16 protein-coding genes are annotated in these 16,847 nt (G+C 66.5%); 5 read left to right on the top strand and 11 right to left on the bottom strand.

Translation table 11 applies throughout. From position 1 onward, the window contains the following. Positions 1-63: 63 nt before the first annotated feature. Positions 64-726 (bottom strand): RlmE family RNA methyltransferase, encoded by a 663-nt coding sequence (locus tag JYG37_RS08340; RefSeq protein WP_050015207.1) that lies wholly within the window; start codon positions 724-726, stop codon positions 64-66. 193 nt (positions 727-919) lie between these two features. On the opposite strand from JYG37_RS08340, the gene JYG37_RS08335 reads away from it, so the two are divergent. Next, entirely contained in the window at positions 920-1,447 is a 528-nt protein-coding gene (locus tag JYG37_RS08335) for a YhbY family RNA-binding protein (protein ID WP_213346009.1), read from the top strand. Between the two features lie 68 nt (positions 1,448-1,515). Here the strand turns inward: JYG37_RS08335 and JYG37_RS08330 are convergent, their stop codons facing one another. The 8 genes from JYG37_RS08330 to gloB form a co-directional block, all read right to left on the bottom strand. Further along, positions 1,516-1,974, bottom strand: coding sequence for a DUF4149 domain-containing protein (locus JYG37_RS08330; protein ID WP_050015203.1), 459 nt, complete (start codon positions 1,972-1,974; stop codon positions 1,516-1,518). A 14-nt stretch (positions 1,975-1,988) separates the two neighbouring features. Further along, a complete protein-coding gene (greA, locus tag JYG37_RS08325) occupies positions 1,989-2,465 on the bottom strand; it encodes a transcription elongation factor GreA (protein ID WP_006476345.1) in 477 nt (158 codons plus the stop codon). 118 nt (positions 2,466-2,583) lie between these two features. Next, positions 2,584-5,838 (bottom strand): carbamoyl-phosphate synthase large subunit, encoded by a 3,255-nt coding sequence (gene carB / locus JYG37_RS08320; RefSeq protein WP_050015201.1) that lies wholly within the window; start codon positions 5,836-5,838, stop codon positions 2,584-2,586. 49 nt (positions 5,839-5,887) lie between these two features. After that, complete coding sequence (gene leuE, locus JYG37_RS08315; protein ID WP_176016675.1) at positions 5,888-6,547, bottom strand: leucine efflux protein LeuE; 660 nt, start codon at positions 6,545-6,547, stop codon at positions 5,888-5,890. A 37-nt stretch (positions 6,548-6,584) separates the two neighbouring features. Next, positions 6,585-7,730, bottom strand: coding sequence for a glutamine-hydrolyzing carbamoyl-phosphate synthase small subunit (gene carA / locus JYG37_RS08310; protein ID WP_050015197.1), 1,146 nt, complete (start codon positions 7,728-7,730; stop codon positions 6,585-6,587). Between the two features lie 365 nt (positions 7,731-8,095). Continuing rightward, a complete protein-coding gene (locus JYG37_RS08305; protein WP_080334309.1) occupies positions 8,096-9,313 on the bottom strand; it encodes an MFS transporter in 1,218 nt (405 codons plus the stop codon). 159 nt (positions 9,314-9,472) lie between these two features. Next, positions 9,473-11,050: a transglycosylase SLT domain-containing protein gene (locus tag JYG37_RS08300; protein WP_050015195.1), complete on the bottom strand. Its 1,578-nt coding sequence runs from the start codon at positions 11,048-11,050 to the stop codon at positions 9,473-9,475. Positions 11,051-11,201: 151 nt separating this feature from the next. Beyond that, the gene (gene gloB / locus JYG37_RS08295; protein WP_124557394.1) at positions 11,202-12,023 is read right to left on the bottom strand and encodes a hydroxyacylglutathione hydrolase; all 822 of its coding nucleotides are present in this window, start codon (positions 12,021-12,023) and stop codon (positions 11,202-11,204) included. A gap of 18 nt (positions 12,024-12,041) precedes the next feature. Here gloB and JYG37_RS08290 point away from each other — a divergent pair, with 18 nt between their 5' ends. The 3 genes from JYG37_RS08290 to dnaQ are packed head-to-tail and all read left to right on the top strand — an operon-like array spanning position 12,042 to position 14,069. Next, positions 12,042-12,854 (top strand): class I SAM-dependent methyltransferase, encoded by an 813-nt coding sequence (locus JYG37_RS08290; protein ID WP_050015191.1) that lies wholly within the window; start codon positions 12,042-12,044, stop codon positions 12,852-12,854. Further along, a complete protein-coding gene (gene rnhA / locus JYG37_RS08285; protein ID WP_050015189.1) occupies positions 12,851-13,294 on the top strand; it encodes a ribonuclease HI in 444 nt (147 codons plus the stop codon). The genes JYG37_RS08290 and rnhA overlap by 4 nt, the downstream gene beginning before the upstream one ends. A 40-nt stretch (positions 13,295-13,334) precedes the next feature. After that, entirely contained in the window at positions 13,335-14,069 is a 735-nt protein-coding gene (gene dnaQ, locus JYG37_RS08280) for a DNA polymerase III subunit epsilon (protein WP_050015188.1), read from the top strand. Between the two features lie 27 nt (positions 14,070-14,096). Here dnaQ and JYG37_RS08275 read toward each other — a convergent pair whose 3' ends face one another. Next, positions 14,097-14,429: a YnfA family protein gene (locus JYG37_RS08275; protein WP_050015244.1), complete on the bottom strand. Its 333-nt coding sequence runs from the start codon at positions 14,427-14,429 to the stop codon at positions 14,097-14,099. Positions 14,430-14,967: 538 nt separating this feature from the next. Between JYG37_RS08275 and proP the strand changes: the two genes are divergently transcribed. Next, the gene (gene proP / locus JYG37_RS08270; protein WP_050015187.1) at positions 14,968-16,458 is read left to right on the top strand and encodes a glycine betaine/L-proline transporter ProP; all 1,491 of its coding nucleotides are present in this window, start codon (positions 14,968-14,970) and stop codon (positions 16,456-16,458) included. A 107-nt stretch (positions 16,459-16,565) separates the two neighbouring features. Here the strand turns inward: proP and JYG37_RS08265 are convergent, their stop codons facing one another. After that, the gene (locus JYG37_RS08265) at positions 16,566-16,763 is read right to left on the bottom strand and encodes a hypothetical protein (RefSeq protein ID WP_050015242.1); all 198 of its coding nucleotides are present in this window, start codon (positions 16,761-16,763) and stop codon (positions 16,566-16,568) included. Positions 16,764-16,847 lie beyond the last annotated feature (84 nt).

Raw genomic sequence — 16,847 nt, 5'->3', positions numbered from 1 at the left:
GCCGCGATAGCGCTTCGCTTGTCCGGCAAGGGCCGGAGCCCGTTTGCGGCATCGCGTTCCGCATCAGCGCGGATGCTTCAGCTGCCGACCCAAAATGAACGTTTCGGACGATTTGTCGCGGGATGCCTTGGGCTTGCGCGGCGCGACAACCTTAAACTGCTGTTTGAACTTCTCGACGATCTGGCTGTAGCCGCTGCCGTGAAAGCACTTCACGAGCAGCGCACCGTCCGGCTTCAGATGGTTCTGCGCGAATTCGAGCGCCAGATCGCAGAGATGCTCGATGCGCGCCGCGTCCGCCGAGGCCACGCCGGAGAGGTTGGGGGCCATGTCCGAAATAACAAGGTCCACCGCGCGGCCTTCGAGCACTTCCTCGAGCTGGTGGAGGACGTCGTCCTCGCGGAAGTCGCCCTGCAGGAAGTGGACGTCGGCGATCGGCTCCATCGGCAGGATGTCGAGCGCAACGATCGTGCCGTCGATGCCGCCTTCGCGCTCCGCATCGCGCTTCCTGCCCTGCGCGAGCTTGTTGCGGGCATACTGGCTCCAGCTGCCCGGCGTGGCGCCGAGATCGACGATCACCTGGCCCGGACGGATCAGCTTGTCCTGCTCGTCGATTTCCTTCAGCTTGTACGCGGCGCGCGCGCGATAGCCCTCCCGCTGCGCCATTTTGACGTACGGGTCGTTGATGTGGTCGTGCAGCCAGTGCTGGTTGAAGCGGTTTTTTGCCATTCGAGAGAGAGATTGCTGCCCATTGCTTCGTGAAGCCGCGCTTTTAGCGGATAATACGCGTCTTCTTCGCGCGGCTGCGGCCCCTTTTCAGGCCCAAGCCGCGATTTTACGTGGTTTCGGCGCACGGCTGACGCGGTAACGTCCCGCGATCGCTTTTCAGTCAGCGCGCCCTTATTTAGATTTCGACATTTCCATGCCCGCCCTTTCGCTTTCTCCCGCCGAGCGCTCCGCGCTGCGCTCCCAGGCCCATGCGCTCAAGCCCGTCGTGCTGATCGGCGCCGAAGGGCTGACCGACGCCGTGCTGAAGGAAATCAAGGTGCACCTCGACGCGCACCAGCTGATCAAGATCCGCGTGTTCGGCGACGAACGCGACGAACGCATCGCGATCTACGACGAGATCTGCAACCGCCTGAACGCGGCGCCGATCCAGCACATCGGCAAGCTGCTGGTGATCTGGAAGCCCGAGGCCGCGGTGGCGGCCCCGTCCCGCGGCCGGCGTGCCGGCGCGCTGCCGAGCGCGGCCGAAGCCGTCGACGACAAGAAAGGCCGTGCACCGCGCACCGTCAAGGTCGTCAAGGTGTCGCCGAACGCGAGCCCCGTGCGCCGCCCGAGGCCGGTCAAGGTCACGGTGCGCGGCAACGAACGCGTGACGGCAGGCGGCACCGTGAAGCGCGCGAAAAAGCGCCAGGCCAGCACGAAGCGGCCGTTCCAGGACAAGTAAGACGCCCGTGCGGCACGGATTCCCGTGCCGCCCTGCCCGTCGTCGCGCAACGCGCGGCGGCGCGGCGCTCAGGCGTCGCGCGCCGGCAGACGCCAGACCAGCATCAGCCCCAGCACGCTTTCGACGAGATAGAACACGCTCGACACGCCGTGCAGCATCCCGAAGCGGCTCGCATACGGCGAATTCGCGATATCGGTGCCCGCATCCATCGCGGCCACCCGCAGCGCGTTCATGAACGGCTGCAGCGCAAAATACCCGACCAGCACGCACACGACCATCGCGGCGACGATCCAGCGGACGCGGCGATATTCGGTGCTGCCGCGCCGCACCTGCTGATTCGACAATGCGAGCAGCAGCACGCCGCACACGACGCCGAGGATCGCCTCGATGCGGAACAGCTGGGCGGCGACCGAACCGGCCGTCATCCGCTCCAGCGTCTTGAACAGGACAGGCGCGACCGCATACCCGATCGTCAGCAGGCTGCCGACCCACACGGCCGACAGCAGACGGAACACGCGATGCGGCATCACGTCGCCCCGCTTCAGATGTAGCTGACCGAGATGATCTCGTACTCGCGCACGCCGCTCGGCGCCTGCACGGCCGCGACGTCGCCTTCGGACTTGCCGATCAGCGCGCGCGCGATCGGCGAGCTGACCGAGATCAGGCCGTGATCGATATCGGCTTCGTCGTCGCCGACGATCTGATACTTGACGGTGTCGCCCGATTCGAGATCCTCGAGTTCGACCGTCGCGGCGAACACCACGCGGCCATCGGCGTCGAGCACCGTGGGATCGATGATTTGCGCGGCGGACAGCTTGGATTCGAGTTCCGCGATGCGGCCCTCGATAAAGCCCTGCTTTTCCTTCGCGGCGTCGTATTCGGCGTTTTCGGACAGATCGCCCTGTGCGCGGGCCTCCGCGATCGCGTTGATCACGGCCGGCCGCTCGACGGACTTGAGGCGCTGCAATTCATCGCGCAGTTGCTCTGCGCCACGCTTTGTCAACGGAATGGTGCTCATAAACGGCTCAATCGCTAAAAACGGCTATAAAAAAAATCACCGCGATTAAGCGCGCTTCCGATGCACTGGAAACACCGCCTAATCGCGGCACGTGTTGCTTCGACAGGTAACTGACTGCTTAGTTTAGGCGAGCGTGAAGACCTTGTAAATCATAGACTTCCAGATCCTTCAGGTAGCGCAAGCCTTCGACGGCCGCGCGCGCGCCCGACATCGTCGTGTAGTACGTGACCTTGTGCGCCTGCGCGCTCATGCGGATCGAACGCGAATCGGCGATCGCCTGGCGCGTCTCGTCGACCGTCGTGAACACGAGCGCGATCTCGCCGTTCTTGATCATGTCGACGATGTGCGGACGGCCGTCCTTCACCTTGTTCACGACCTTCACCGGCACGCCGGCCGCTTCGATCGCGGCAGCCGTGCCCTTGGTCGCGACGATCGGGTAGCCGAGGTCGTGCAGCATGCGCGCGACTTCGACGGCCTTCGGCTTGTCGGCGTCCATCACGGTCAAGAGCACCGTGCCCGACTCCGGCAGGCGCGAACCGGCCGCGAGCTGCGACTTGAACAGCGCTTCGCCGAACGTCTGGCCGACGCCCATCACTTCGCCGGTCGAACGCATTTCAGGCCCGAGGACCGGATCGACGGTCGGGAACTTGACGAACGGGAACACCGCTTCCTTCACGCTGAAGTACGGCGGCTCGACTTCCTTCGTCACGCCCTGCTGCGCGAGCTTCTGGCCGACCATCGCGCGCGCCGCGATCTTCGCGAGCGGCAGGCTGGTCGCCTTCGACACGTACGGCACCGTGCGCGATGCGCGCGGGTTCACTTCGAGCACGTAGATGATGTCCTGCTTCGAACCGTCGGCCTGCGGCACCTGCTGGATCGCGAACTGCACGTTCATCAGGCCGACCACGTTCAGCGCCTTCGCCATCGCGCCCGTCTGGCGCTTCAGCTCGGCCACGGTTTCCTTCGACAGCGAGTACGGCGGCAGCGAGCATGCCGAGTCGCCCGAGTGGACGCCCGCCTGTTCGATGTGCTCCATCACGCCGCCGATGAACACCGCTTCGCCGTCGCAGATGCAGTCGACGTCGCACTCGATCGCGTCGTTCAGGAAGCGGTCGAGCAGCACCGGCGAATCGTTCGACACCTTCACGGCCTCGCGCATGTAGCGCTCGAGGTCGCGCGGCTCGTGGACGATTTCCATCGCGCGACCGCCGAGCACGTACGACGGGCGCACGACCAGCGGGTAGCCGATTTCGTCGGCCAGCGCGAGCGCTTCGTCTTCGGCGCGGGCGGTGCGGTTCGGCGGCTGGCGCAGGCCGAGGTCCTGCAGCAGCTTCTGGAACCGTTCGCGGTCTTCGGCCGCGTCGATCATGTCCGGCGACGTGCCGACGATCGGCACGCCGTGCGCCTCGAGGTCGAGCGCGAGCTTCAGCGGCGTCTGGCCGCCGTACTGGACGATCACGCCGACCGGCTTTTCCTTGTCGACGATCTCGAGGACGTCTTCGAGCGTCAGCGGCTCGAAGTACAGGCGATCGGACGTGTCGTAGTCGGTCGACACCGTTTCCGGGTTGCAGTTGACCATGATCGTTTCATAGCCGTCCTCGCGCATCGCGAGCGCCGCGTGCACGCAGCAGTAGTCGAATTCGATACCCTGGCCGATCCGGTTCGGGCCGCCGCCCAGCACCATGATCTTCTTGTTCGTGGTCGGCTGCGCCTCGCACTCATCCTCGTAGGTCGAGTACATGTAGGCGGTTTTCGTCGCGAATTCGGCCGCGCACGTGTCGACGCGCTTGTAGACCGGGCGCACGTTCAGTTCCACGCGGCGGCGGCGCACGTCTTCCGGCGTCGCGCCGAGCAGTTTCGCGAGGCGGCGGTCGGAGAAGCCGCTCTGCTTCAGGTAGCGCAGCTCGTCGAACGTGAGCGACGCGAGCGTGCGGCCCGACAGCGCCTTCTCTTTCAGGATGATCTGCTCGATCTGCTCGAGGAACCACGGGTCGATCGCGGTTTCCGCGAAGATTTCCTCGGCCGTCATGCCGATGCGGAACGCATCGCCGACGTACCAGATGCGGTCCGGGCCCGGCTCGTGGATCTCGATCGCGATCTCGTCGCGGTTGGTCGACTTCTCGTCGAGGCCGTCGACACCGACTTCGAGGCCGCGCAGCGCCTTCTGGAACGATTCCTGGAACGTGCGGCCGATCGCCATCACTTCACCGACCGACTTCATCTGCGTGGTCAGGCGCGAATCGGCTTCGCGGAACTTCTCGAACGCGAATCGCGGGATCTTCGTGACGACGTAGTCGATCGTCGGCTCGAACGACGCCGGCGTCTGGCCGCCGGTGATTTCGTTCTTCAGCTCGTCGAGCGTGTAGCCGACCGCCAGCTTCGCGGCGACCTTCGCGATCGGGAAGCCGGTGGCCTTCGACGCGAGCGCCGACGAACGCGACACGCGCGGGTTCATCTCGATGACGACCATGCGGCCGTCCTTCGGGTTGATCGAGAACTGCACGTTCGAGCCGCCCGTGTCGACGCCGATCTCGCGCAGCACCGCGAGCGACGCGTTACGCAGGATCTGGTATTCCTTGTCGGTGAGCGTCTGCGCCGGCGCGACCGTGATCGAGTCGCCGGTGTGCACGCCCATCGGGTCGAGGTTTTCGATCGAGCACACGATGATGCAGTTGTCGGCGCGGTCGCGCACGACTTCCATCTCGTATTCCTTCCAGCCGAGCAGCGACTCTTCGATCAGCAGCTCGCGCGTGGGCGACAGGTCGAGACCGCGCTTGCAGATCTCCTCGAACTCTTCGCGGTTGTACGCGATGCCGCCGCCCGAGCCGCCGAGCGTGAACGACGGACGGATCACGACCGGGTAGCCGCTGCCGCCGGTGAGCGCCATGATCTCGGCGTGCACCTGGGTCGCCTCTTCCATCGAATGCGCGACGCCCGACTTCGCGGAGCCGAGACCGATCTTGGTCATCGCATCCTTGAACTTCTGGCGGTCTTCGGCCTTGTCGATCGCTTCCGGCGACGCGCCGATCAGCTCGACGCCGAACTTCTCGAGCACGCCGTGGTGGTGCAGGTCGAGCGCGCAGTTCAGCGCGGTCTGGCCGCCCATCGTCGGCAGGATCGCGTCCGGGCGCTCCTTCTCGATGATGCGTGCGACGACTTCCCACGTGATCGGCTCGATGTAGGTCACGTCGGCCGTGTTCGGGTCGGTCATGATCGTCGCCGGGTTGCTGTTGACGAGAACGACCTTGTAGCCCTCCTCACGCAACGCCTTGCAAGCCTGCGCGCCCGAATAGTCGAACTCGCACGCCTGGCCGATGATGATCGGGCCGGCGCCGATGATGAGGATGCTCTTGATGTCTGTGCGTTTTGGCATGGCTTGTGAATTCAATAAGTAATCGTTGTCGTGGGTCGGCCGGCGGCGCTCAGCTCAGGGTCGCAAGCGCCAGCTTCACCGAGAAACCGATGAACAGGCCGCCCACGCTGCTCGCCGCGCCTGCCGCGAGCTTGCGGCGGCGGCGGAAGTGCTCGGCGAGCCGCGCGCCCGCGAAGATCAGCGTGCTCAGGTACAGGAAGCTCGCGCATTGCGCGATCGCCCCGAGCACGACGAACGACAGCGCGGGATGCGGGAATGCCGGGTCGACGAACTGGATGAAGAACGAGATGAAGAACAGGATGGCCTTCGGATTCAGCAGGCTCACGATCAACGCCTTGCGGAACGGACGTTCGCCGTCGACCGCCTGCGGCGCCTCGACCGGCGCATCGCCGCGCGCGCGCAGCTTGCTCCACGCGCTGCGCAGCATCCCGGTGCCGATGTACAGCAGGTACGCGGCGCCGCCGTACTTGACGACGGAGAACAGCAGCGGGTTCGCCTTCAGCAGTGACGCGACGCCCGCGGCCGACAGTATCATCAGCACGGTATCGCCGACGAACACGCCGCAGGCCGCGCGATAGCCGGCCTTCACGCCGCGCTGCGCGGCGAGCGACAGCACGTACATCGAGTTCGGCCCCGGCAGCAGGATGATGAAGATCACGCCGAACACGTAGGTCCAGATATCCGTGATGCCGAGTGCGTGGCCGAACATGATGCGAATCTCCGGTTCTTCGGTTGCGTCGATGACGTTAAGCGGTGCGCTGCTTCGCCGCGTCCATCAGCGCGGTGAAACGGTCGAACAGGTAGCCGATGTCGTGCGGGCCGGGCGACGCTTCCGGGTGGCCCTGGAAGCAGAATGCCGGCTTGTCGGTCAGCTCGAAGCCCTGCAGCGTGCCGTCGAACAGCGACACGTGCGTCACGCGCGCGTTGGCCGGCAGCGAATCGGCATCGACCGCGAAGCCGTGGTTCTGCGACGTGATCACGACACGGCCGTCGCCGAGATCCTTCACCGGATGGTTCGCGCCGTGGTGGCCCGTCTTCATCTTCAGCGTCTTCGCGCCGACCGCGAGGCCCATGATCTGGTGGCCGAGGCAGATGCCGAAGGTCGGCACGCCGCGCTCGATGAATGCCTTGGTGGCCGCGATCGCGTAATCGCACGGCTCCGGATCGCCGGGGCCGTTCGACAGAAAGACGCCGTCCGGATTCAGCGCGAGCGCATCTTCCGCACTGGCTTGAGCCGGCAGCACCGTCACGTGGCAGCCGCGCTCCGCGAGCATGCGCAGGATGTTGTACTTGACGCCGAAGTCGTACGCGACGACGCGGTACTTCGGCGACTCCTGCATGCCGTAGCCGCCTTCGAGACGCCATTCCGTCTGCTTCCACTCGAACGGCTTGGTGGTCGACACGACCTTCGCGAGATCCATGCCGGCAAGGCCCTCGAACGAGCGCGCGAGCTCGATCGCCTTCGCTTCGTCGTCGGAGCCCGTCAGGATGCAGCCGCTCTGCGCGCCCTTGTCGCGCAGGATGCGGGTCAGCTTGCGGGTGTCGATGCCGGCGATCGCGACGACGCCTTCGTCGCGCAGGTAATCGCCGAGCGTGCGGTCCATGCGGAAGTTCGATGCGAGCGTCGGCAGATCGCGGATGATCAGGCCGGCGGCATGGACTTTCGTGGCTTCGACGTCTTCGGCGTTGACGCCGACGTTGCCGATATGCGGATAGGTGAGCGTGACGATCTGGCGCGAGTAGCTCGGATCAGTCAGGATTTCCTGATAGCCGGTGATCGCGGTATTGAACACGACTTCGCCGATCGTATGGCCTTCGGCCCCGATCGAATAACCACGAAAGACCGTGCCGTCGGCGAGTGCAAGCAAGGCGGGAGAAAAAGACGGCAACACGGGAGGCTCCTTGGGGAACACCCTGCTGCCGACCTGTTTACCCTGCCGCGCAAGCGCCGCGCTGCGTGGGCGCGCGCGGTCGCTAGCTGGACGCGGCCTGCGTTGTCGAGACGCGAACCCGGCGCGTGGCGCACGAGGCTTCGCGGCATCGCCCGGCAGGCGGCGTGCGGCGGATGAACGGGATGAATGAGGTAGGCGCTAGGGTGCGAGGTTGATCAGCACAAACTTTCAAATTATAGCCTGAAAATGGGCCTATCTTCAATGGATATGGCCATCCGATCGTGTGTGCGCCGCGTCCGGCGGCGCAGCGCACCGTGCTACGGCCCCGTTTCCGCGGCCGCCCTACCCGCCAGCGTACCGCCGGATCAGTGCGCTTGACCAGTCCCGCGCGCGGGCCACACGTACCACACCGCGCTCGCGAGCTGCAGCGCGAGCAGCACGCCCCACGCGGTGAAGTGGGCGGCCGCCGGATAACGGCCGTCGACCGCCGGCCAGTGCGATAGCACCGCGCCAACGCCGATCTGGAACGCAAAGATCAGCAGGAAGATCACGAGCGTGAGCGTGGTGTTCGCGCGGCCGATCAGATGGGCGGGAAAATGTCCGGCCATCACCGCGTAGGTCAGGATGCCCACGCCGCCAAACATTCCGTACGCGGCCCACAGCATCGCGGGCGACAACGGCACGCGCGCGACGATCGCGAGCTGCGTCGCGACGAACAGCGCCATGCCGATGCCGCAGGTGGCGTAAACCGACACGCCGCGCCGCTCGAGCACGCGCGCCGCCGCGCCAAAGCCAACGCAGCCGGCCATCATCGCGAAGCCGAGCACCGACACGAGGCGTGCGGCATGCGGCGCGTCGAACCCGCCGACATCGCGCAGATACGGCCCGACCCACAACGATTGCATCGCGTAGAACACGCCCTGTGTGACGACGGAGAACGACGCAATCTTCCAGAACGCGCGGCTCGTCAGGATGTGCCACGTGCCCTTGAACTGGCTGACGAGCCCGCCCTGGTGGCGCGCCTGCTGCGCGTCGGGCGCGCCGAAGCCGATCGACGCCGCGACGATCACCGTCAGCACCGCGAGGCCGAAACAGATCGCGCGCCAGCTCGCCCAGCCGAGCAGCCAGGTCAGCGGCGAGCCGACCATCACGCCGCCGAGGCCGCCCACGGCCATCACGAGGCCATTGACGAGCGGCAGCCGGCCGACCGGGAAATGCTGCGCGAGCGCCTTGAACGCCGCGCCGAGACACACCGACACGCCGACACCAATCAGCAGCCGGCCGACCATCATCATGCCGATGCCGTGCGCCGCGCCGAACACGGCCGCGCCGGCCGCCGCGAACAGCAGCATGCCGGCCGTCACGCGGCGCGGGCCGAAGTGGTCGAGCATCACGCCGGCCGGAATCTGCGCGCCCGCGAAGCCGAGGAAATACAGGCTGGTGAGCAGGCCGAGATCGGCGGCCGACAGCCCGAGCTCGTGCGTGACGAACGGCGCGAAGCCCAGATTGACGCCGCGAAACACGTACGACACGAAATACCCGACCGAAAACAGCGCGAGCACCCTCACCTGCACCGACGACATCGCTTCTCCTTGTTGGATGAAGACGCGCGACGCAGCGCCGACGCGCCGCGCACAAACGAAAACGCCGTCACCTCGGTGACGGCGTTTCGTCGAATTCGTCGGATGATAGCGCAATCGTCCGGGCCTCACCGGCCGCTGCGCCGCGCGCGACGGCCGCGCTTACTTCTTCTTGCCCTTGTGCGCGGCGGTCTTGGCCGGCGCGGCTTTCACAGGAGCGGCAGCCTTCGCCGACTTCGCCGACGACTTGGCGACGCTGCGCTTGCCACCATGCGACTTGCCGCCCACCGCCAGGCTCGCGCGCTCGATGTGCGCACCGGCGGCTGAGGTCGCGATCCGCTCCGGACCGGGTTCCGCCGGCACCGAACGGCCGACCGGCACGTGCAGCACGAGCGCCTGGCCCGGCATCACGAGATCGCGGTGCGTACGGTTCCACGCCTTCAACTGGCCGACCGACACGCCGTAGCGGCCGGCGAGCGCCGCCATCGACTGCTTGCGACGCACGCGGATCAGCATCTTGCGCGTATCGGGAACGTCCGGCTCCATCGCGAGCGCGCCGTTTTCGGCGACGTCGGCGCTGATGTCCTCGTCGTCGTCATCGCCGCGCGGCACGACGATCGTCGAGCCCGGCTTCAGGCGCATGCCGGCCGGAATCTTGTTGACCGACATCAGCGTATCGGCGTCGACGCCGATCTTCTCGGCGATCGCGGCCGGGCGTGCACGCTCGCTGACCGTGTAGGTGGTCCACGACGACAGCTGGCCGTTGTAGGCTTTCAGGCTCTTCTCGAACGCGGACGCGTTGTCGAACGGCAGCAGGATCTGCGGCTCGGTCGCGCCGAGGATCACGGGCTTCGAGAACGACGGGTTCAGCGAGCGGAATTCGTCGAGCGGCAGGTTCGCGAGCTTCGCGGCCACCGCCACGTCGATGTCGCGCGACGTCGTGACCGTCACGAAATACGGATGGTTCGGGATATCGGGCAGCGCGAGGCCGTACTGCTGCGGGCTCGCGATGATGTTCTTCACCGCCTGCAGCTTCGGCACGTAGTTGCGCGTCTCGTTCGGCATCCGCAGGCTCTGGTAGTCGGTCGGCAGGCCGGCCGCCTGATTGCGCGCGATCGCGCGCTGCACGTTGCCTTCGCCCCAGTTGTACGCGGCCAGCGCCAGATACCAGTCGCCGAACATGTCGTGCAGGCGGGACAGGTAGTCGAGCGCGGCGCTCGTCGACGCGAGCACGTCGCGGCGCTCGTCCTGCCACATGTTGCGCTTCAGGTTGTACGTGCGGCCGGTGCCGGGCATGAACTGCCACATGCCGGCCGCCTTCGCGACCGACAGCGCCTGCGGGTTGTACGCGGACTCGATGAACGGCAGCAGCGCGAGCTCGGTCGGCATGTGACGCGCCTCGAGTTCCTCGACGATGTGGTACAGGTACTTCTGCGAGCGCTCGGTCATGCGCTGCACGTAATCGGGACGCTGCGTATACCAGGTCGTCTGCATGTCGACCAGATCGCTCTGCAGGTCGGGCATCTGGAAGCCGCGGCGGATGCGCGCCCAAAGATCGGAGTCTGCCGTGGTCAGGTCGCCGACGGATTGCTTGTCGACGTCGACAGTTTCTTTGGCGGTGGCTGATTTACGGAGGTAGTTGGACGTCGCCTGCGGATCGGCGGCGGTGTTGGCGACAGGGGGCTGGCTCGCACAAGCGGCGAGTAGCAGCACCACCATCGCACTCAATATAAGTCGCATGAAAATCTCTGCTTCCGACGGCTGGAAATTGCAGGCGATACTACGGAAGTGCGTGCTTCACGTCAATAAAAACACCGAAAACTCAGCGAAATCCTACATTTGGAGCAATTTTTACAGACACCGCTTGAGCTTTGGAGTCCTCCGAAAAACGTTACCGGAACCGGTTTTTCCATTCGCGCATCAGCGTGAACGCGGCCAGACGATCCGTCACCGTTTCGTGCAGCTCGGCCTCGAGCGTCGCGTGGATCGCCGCGCTGTCGGCCCGCATGAACGGGTTGACCGCGCGCTCGTGCGCGATCGTCGTGGGCAGCGTCGGCACACCGCGCGCACGCAGCGCCTGCGCGTCGTCGCGCCACGCGGCGAGCGCCGCATTGCCGGGCTCGCACGCGAGCGCGAAGCGGATGTTCGACAGCGTGTATTCGTGTGCGCAATGCACGCGCGTGTCGCCCGGCAGCGCCGCGAGCGCGTCGAGCGACGCGAGCATCTGCGCGGGCGTGCCTTCGAACAGGCGGCCGCAGCCGCACGAGAACAGCGTGTCGCCGCAGAACACGTGCGGCTCCGCGTTGCCCTGCCCGGCCGCGCCTTGACCGGCCGTCTGAAAATACGCAATGTGGCCGCGCGTATGCCCCGGCACGTCGAGCACGTCGAACGCGACGGCCGGCGCGTCGAGCGTCACGCGATCGCCGCCCGCCAGCGGCCGCGTGACCACGCCGATCGCTTCGGCGGCGGGACCGTAAACGGGGAGGGGAGCATCGTCCGGTTGGCTATTACGCAGCGCGTCGACACCGCCGACGTGGTCGGCGTGGTGGTGCGTGAGTAAAATAGCGGTCAACCGCCATCCGCGTTCGGCAAGAACCCGGCGTACGGGCGCGGCTTCACCCGGATCGACGGCGATCGCATCGCGGCCGTCCGAGACGAGCCAGATATAGTTGTCTTCGAATGCCGGAACCGGCACGTATTCCAGCTCGTTCATGGGCGCGCAATCATCGTTATGTCCGATCCACAAATTATAGACTGGCCCGCCTGGACCGACTCGCCGCCCGGCCGCTACGTGCTGGGCTGGGAACAGGCGCAGCTCGACCGGATCGTGTCCGACGTCTTCGGCTTCCACGCGCTGCAGCTCGGCCTGCCGCAGCTCGACGCGCTGCGGGAGAACCGCATGCCGTATCGCGGCCTCGTGCTCGACCCGGCGAGCGGCGCGAGCGCGCCGTATCAGTATCCGTGGGCGCGCGAAGCGCACACGGCGGGCCATGCGCCCGCCGATCGCAGCACGACCTGGTGCGACCTGCTCGACCTGCCGTTCGAGTCGCAGAGCGTCGACCTGATCGTGATGCCGCACACGCTCGAATTCACGTCCGACCCGCACCGCCTGCTGCGCGAGGCCGAGCGCGTGCTGATGCCGGAAGGCCAGCTCGTGATCACCGGCTTCAATTCGCTGAGCCTGTGGGGCATGCGGCAGTCGTTCGGGCGCATGGCGAACCGCCCGTTCGTGCCGGCCACGCGCGACCAGATCGCGTTCATCCGGCTGAAGGACTGGATCAAGCTGCTCGGTTTCGACCTCGAACGCGGCCGCTTCGGCTGCTACCGGCCGCCGCTCGCCACCGACCAGTGGCTGGCCCGCTACGGCTTCATGGAGGCCGCCGGCGACCGCTGGTGGCCGATCTTCGGCGCCGTCTACATGGTGACGGCCGTCAAGCGCGTGCGCGGCATGCGCCTCGTCGGCCCGATCAAGATGAAGAAGCCCGTGCTCGCACCGGGCCTGACGCCGGCGGCCTCCCCGACCACTCACCAAGAACGTTCATGACAATCGACACCATCGACATCTATACCGACGGCGCCTGCAAGGGCAACCCCGGCCCCGGCGGCTGGGGCGCGCTGCTGCGCTACGGCGACAAGGAAAAGGAACTGTTCGGCGGCGAGCCGAACACGACCAACAACCGCATGGAGCTGATGGGCGTGATCGCCGCGCTCGAAGCGCTGAAGCGGCCGTGCCGGGTGATCGTGCATACCGACTCGCAATACGTGCAGAAGGGCATCAGCGAGTGGATCCACGGGTGGAAGAAGAAAGGCTGGGTCACCGCGGCGAAGACGCCGGTGAAGAATGCCGACCTGTGGAAGCGGCTCGACGCGCTCGTCGTGCAGCACGAGATCGAATGGCGCTGGGTCAAGGGCCATGCAGGTCATCCCGAAAACGAGCGCGCGGACGCGCTCGCGAACCGCGGCGTCGAATCGCTGGCCGCCTGAACACCGGCCGCCCTCTCCCGTTTTTCCTGCTTTTCCCGACATGCGCCAGATCATTCTCGATACCGAAACCACCGGCCTGAACGCCCGCACGGGCGACCGTCTCATCGAAATCGGCTGCGTCGAGCTGCTGAACCGGCGGCTCACCGGCAACAACCTGCACTTCTACGTGAACCCCGAACGCGACAGCGATCCGGGCGCACTGGCGGTGCACGGCCTCACGACCGAATTCTTGAGCGACAAGCCGAAATTCGCGGAAGTCGCCCATCAGATCCTCGACTTCGTGAAGGACGCCGAGCTGATCATCCACAACGCGCCGTTCGACCTCGGCTTTCTCGACGCCGAATTCGCACGGCTCGGCCTGCCGCCGTTCACCGAGCATTGCGGCGGCGTGATCGACACGCTGGTGCAGGCCAAGCAGATGTTCCCCGGCAAGCGCAACTCGCTCGACGCGCTGTGCGACCGTTTCGGCATCAGCAACGCGCACCGCACGCTGCACGGCGCGCTGCTCGACTCGGAGCTGCTCGCCGAGGTGTATCTCGCGATGACGCGCGGCCAGGACAGCCTCGTGATCGACATGCTCGACGACGCGGGCGTCGGCGGCGGCGCGGCGAACGGCCAGCGCGTGTCGCTCGCCGCACTCGACCTCGCCGTGGTGGTCGCGAGCGACGACGAGCTGGCCGCGCACCAGGCTCAGCTCGACGAGCTCGACAAGTCGGTCAAGGGCACCTGCGTGTGGCGCCAGTCCGCCGAGACAGATACCGCCGAAGCAGCGTAATACCCGCGGCCCGCGTCGCGGCCGCGCTCATGCGCGCGGCTGCAGCGCGATGACGGCCATCCCGCCGAGCGCGAGCACCGCGCCGGCCACGTCCCAGCGGGTCAGCGCGACGCCGTCGATCACCCGCAGCCAGATCAGCGCCACCGCGATGTACACACCGCCGTACGCGGCATACGTGCGCCCCGCCGCGCTCGGGTGCAACGTCAGCAGCCACGCGAACAGCGCGAGCGACAGCGCGGCCGGCACCAGCAGCCAGGCCGGGCGCCCGGCCTTCAGCACGAGCCACGGCAGATAGCAGCCGACGATTTCGGCCAGCGCGGTAGCGGCGAACAGCGCCGCGATCCTGATCAGTTCGGTCATCCGGTTCCTCACGAATTCAGCCCCGTCGCGGCGGACGATCGGCCGCGCCGCGCGCCGCCGATCATACCCGAGCGGGCCGCGCCGAATGCCCCGCCAGGCGGGCGATTCCGCGCAATTTGCACGATCGTCCGTCATCGTGCTATCATGTCGCCTGTTTCAACATTCAATCTCTGTCTTTTCGATTTTGAGAGAAGTCCGTCCGCACGCTGCGGGCCGGTGCCTCGATCGAAATTGCATCCACAGGAAAGCCCGCCCGACAGGCCCGCTTTTCTCGTTTCGTTGCCCCTCCGGGGCGTTGCCGGAACACCGGACATCTCGTCCGCACCGGCATCTGCCGCTCGCATCACGCGGCCCATTCTTCATGAGCGCACTGTCGCGACGGCCCATCGGGCCCGCGTCGAAGCAACCCCTTGGCCCTTTGCTGCCCCCTGCGCAGTAAGCGCTTAAAGGTCTGCCCCGACGCGCAGCACACGACACCGCGCTCGCCGGCAAACCGTGTCGGACGGCCCTGCCCGTTCCGGCGCTGTCAAAGGAGTGCATGACCTTGACCGCAACACACGTCAGCCCGACCGCTGTCTCTTCCACCGCTTCGCCGTCCGGCGAAGCCCCGCTCGCCGCGGACGACATCACCGTCGTCGACCAGAGCCTGCTCAAGCGCGCCGTCAGCGCGATGGCCATCGGCAATGCGATGGAATGGTTCGATTTCGGCGTCTACAGCTATATCGCCGTCACGCTCGGCAAGGTGTTCTTCCCGTCCAGCAGCCCGTCCGCGCAGTTGCTCGCGACCTTCGGCACGTTCGCGGCCGCGTTTCTCGTGCGTCCGCTCGGCGGCATGGTGTTCGGGCCGCTCGGCGACCGCATCGGCCGCCAGCGCGTGCTCGCCGCGACGATGATCATGATGGCCGTCGGCACCTTCGCGATCGGCCTGATCCCGAGCTATGCGTCGATCGGCATCATGGCGCCGATCCTGCTGCTCGTCGCCCGCCTCGTGCAAGGGTTCTCGACCGGCGGCGAATACGGCGGCGCGGCGACCTTCATCGCCGAATTCTCGACCGACAAGCGTCGCGGCTTCATGGGCAGCTTCCTCGAGTTCGGCACGCTGATCGGCTATGTGCTGGGCGCGGGCGTCGTCGCGCTGCTCACCGCGTCGCTGTCGCAGGACGCGCTGCTGTCGTGGGGCTGGCGCGTGCCGTTCCTGATCGCCGGGCCGCTCGGCCTGATCGGACTGTACATCCGGATGAAGCTCGAGGAAACGCCCGCGTTCAAGCGCCAGGCCGAAGCGCGCGAAGCGCAGGACAAGGCCGTGCCGAAGACGCGCTTCCGCGAGACGCTGCTGCGCAACTGGCGTGCACTGCTGCTGTGCGTCGGCCTCGTGCTGATCTTCAACGTGACCGACTACATGGTGCTGTCGTACCTGCCGAGCTTCATGTCGTCGACGCTGCACTTCGACGAATCGCACAGCCTCGTGCTGGTGCTGCTCGTGATGGTGCTGATGATGCCGATGACGCTGTACGCCGGCCGCCTGTCCGACAAGGTCGGCCGCAAGCCGGTGATGCTCGCCGGCTGCGTGGGCCTGCTGGTGCTGTCGATCCCGTCGCTGATGCTGATCCACACGGGCACCACGGCATCGGTGTTCGGCGGCCTGCTGATCCTCGGCGTGCTGCTGTCGTGCTTCACCGGCGTGATGCCGTCGGCGCTGCCCGCGCTGTTCCCGACCGAGATCCGTTACGGCGCGCTCGCGATCGGCTTCAACGTGTCGGTGTCGCTGTTCGGCGGCACGACGCCGCTGGTGACCGCATGGCTCGTCGACGTGACGCACAACCTGATGATGCCCGCGTACTACATGATGGGCGCCGCGCTGATCGGCATCGTGTCGGTCGTCGCGCTCGCCGAAACCGCGCGCCAGCCGCTGAAGGGCTCGCCGCCGGCCGTCGCGACGCGCCGCGAAGCGCACCAGCTCGCGCGCCAGTTGCGCGAGGACGACGACGAATCGGACATCTACGGCGTCGCGACGCCCGCCCGCGCGTGAGCGTCGCCCAATGAAAAAGCCCCGGCCGAAGCCGGGGCCCGATCGAACCCGATCCGCCCGACCGGCTTGCGCCGGCCGGGCTTTTTTCATTCAGTCGGCGTGCGCGTTCATGCGTGCGCTTCGCAGTGACGGCAGAAGATCAGCGCGCGCGACCGTGACACGGCTGCCTGCGCACCGCGCGCCGCGACGATCATCCCGACCTGGCCGAGATTGAAATCGCGCTCGACCATCAGCTGCGTGAGCCCGGCAAGCGCCAACACGACGGACGGGTGGTACAGGCTCGATTCAATCAGGGCTTTCATCATCGGCTCCATCTGGCAATGCGTGATTTGATGGAGTGGATTCTAGGGATCGGTCGCGTCCGGATAAACAGCGCGAATGCGAAGTCA

This window comes from Burkholderia sp. LAS2 (assembly GCF_018417615.1).
GTDB classification, from domain to species: domain Bacteria; phylum Pseudomonadota; class Gammaproteobacteria; order Burkholderiales; family Burkholderiaceae; genus Burkholderia; species Burkholderia sola.
The sequence above is the reverse complement of the archived record's forward strand: the minus strand, read 5'-3'. Positions and strand labels throughout refer to the sequence as shown.

Bases quoted from the DNA above. Each gene is read 5' to 3' on its own strand.
- greA (WP_006476345.1), bottom strand. From the start codon at position 2,465: ATGAGCACCATTCCGTTGACAAAGCGTGGCGCAGAGCAACTGCGCGAT.
- JYG37_RS08330 (WP_050015203.1), bottom strand. From the start codon at position 1,974: ATGCCGCATCGCGTGTTCCGTCTGCTGTCGGCCGTGTGGGTCGGCAGC.
- gloB (WP_124557394.1), bottom strand. From the start codon at position 12,023: ATGAACGAGCTGGAATACGTGCCGGTTCCGGCATTCGAAGACAACTAT.
- carB (WP_050015201.1), bottom strand. From the start codon at position 5,838: ATGCCAAAACGCACAGACATCAAGAGCATCCTCATCATCGGCGCCGGC.
- JYG37_RS08290 (WP_050015191.1), top strand. From the start codon at position 12,042: ATGTCCGATCCACAAATTATAGACTGGCCCGCCTGGACCGACTCGCCG.
- proP (WP_050015187.1), top strand. From the start codon at position 14,968: ATGACCTTGACCGCAACACACGTCAGCCCGACCGCTGTCTCTTCCACC.
- JYG37_RS08305 (WP_080334309.1), bottom strand. From the start codon at position 9,313: ATGTCGTCGGTGCAGGTGAGGGTGCTCGCGCTGTTTTCGGTCGGGTAT.
- JYG37_RS08340 (WP_050015207.1), bottom strand. From the start codon at position 726: ATGGCAAAAAACCGCTTCAACCAGCACTGGCTGCACGACCACATCAAC.
- leuE (WP_176016675.1), bottom strand. From the start codon at position 6,547: ATGTTCGGCCACGCACTCGGCATCACGGATATCTGGACCTACGTGTTC.
- JYG37_RS08335 (WP_213346009.1), top strand. From the start codon at position 920: ATGCCCGCCCTTTCGCTTTCTCCCGCCGAGCGCTCCGCGCTGCGCTCC.
- JYG37_RS08300 (WP_050015195.1), bottom strand. From the start codon at position 11,050: ATGCGACTTATATTGAGTGCGATGGTGGTGCTGCTACTCGCCGCTTGT.
- JYG37_RS08275 (WP_050015244.1), bottom strand. From the start codon at position 14,429: ATGACCGAACTGATCAGGATCGCGGCGCTGTTCGCCGCTACCGCGCTG.
- rnhA (WP_050015189.1), top strand. From the start codon at position 12,851: ATGACAATCGACACCATCGACATCTATACCGACGGCGCCTGCAAGGGC.
- dnaQ (WP_050015188.1), top strand. From the start codon at position 13,335: ATGCGCCAGATCATTCTCGATACCGAAACCACCGGCCTGAACGCCCGC.
- JYG37_RS08265 (WP_050015242.1), bottom strand. From the start codon at position 16,763: ATGATGAAAGCCCTGATTGAATCGAGCCTGTACCACCCGTCCGTCGTG.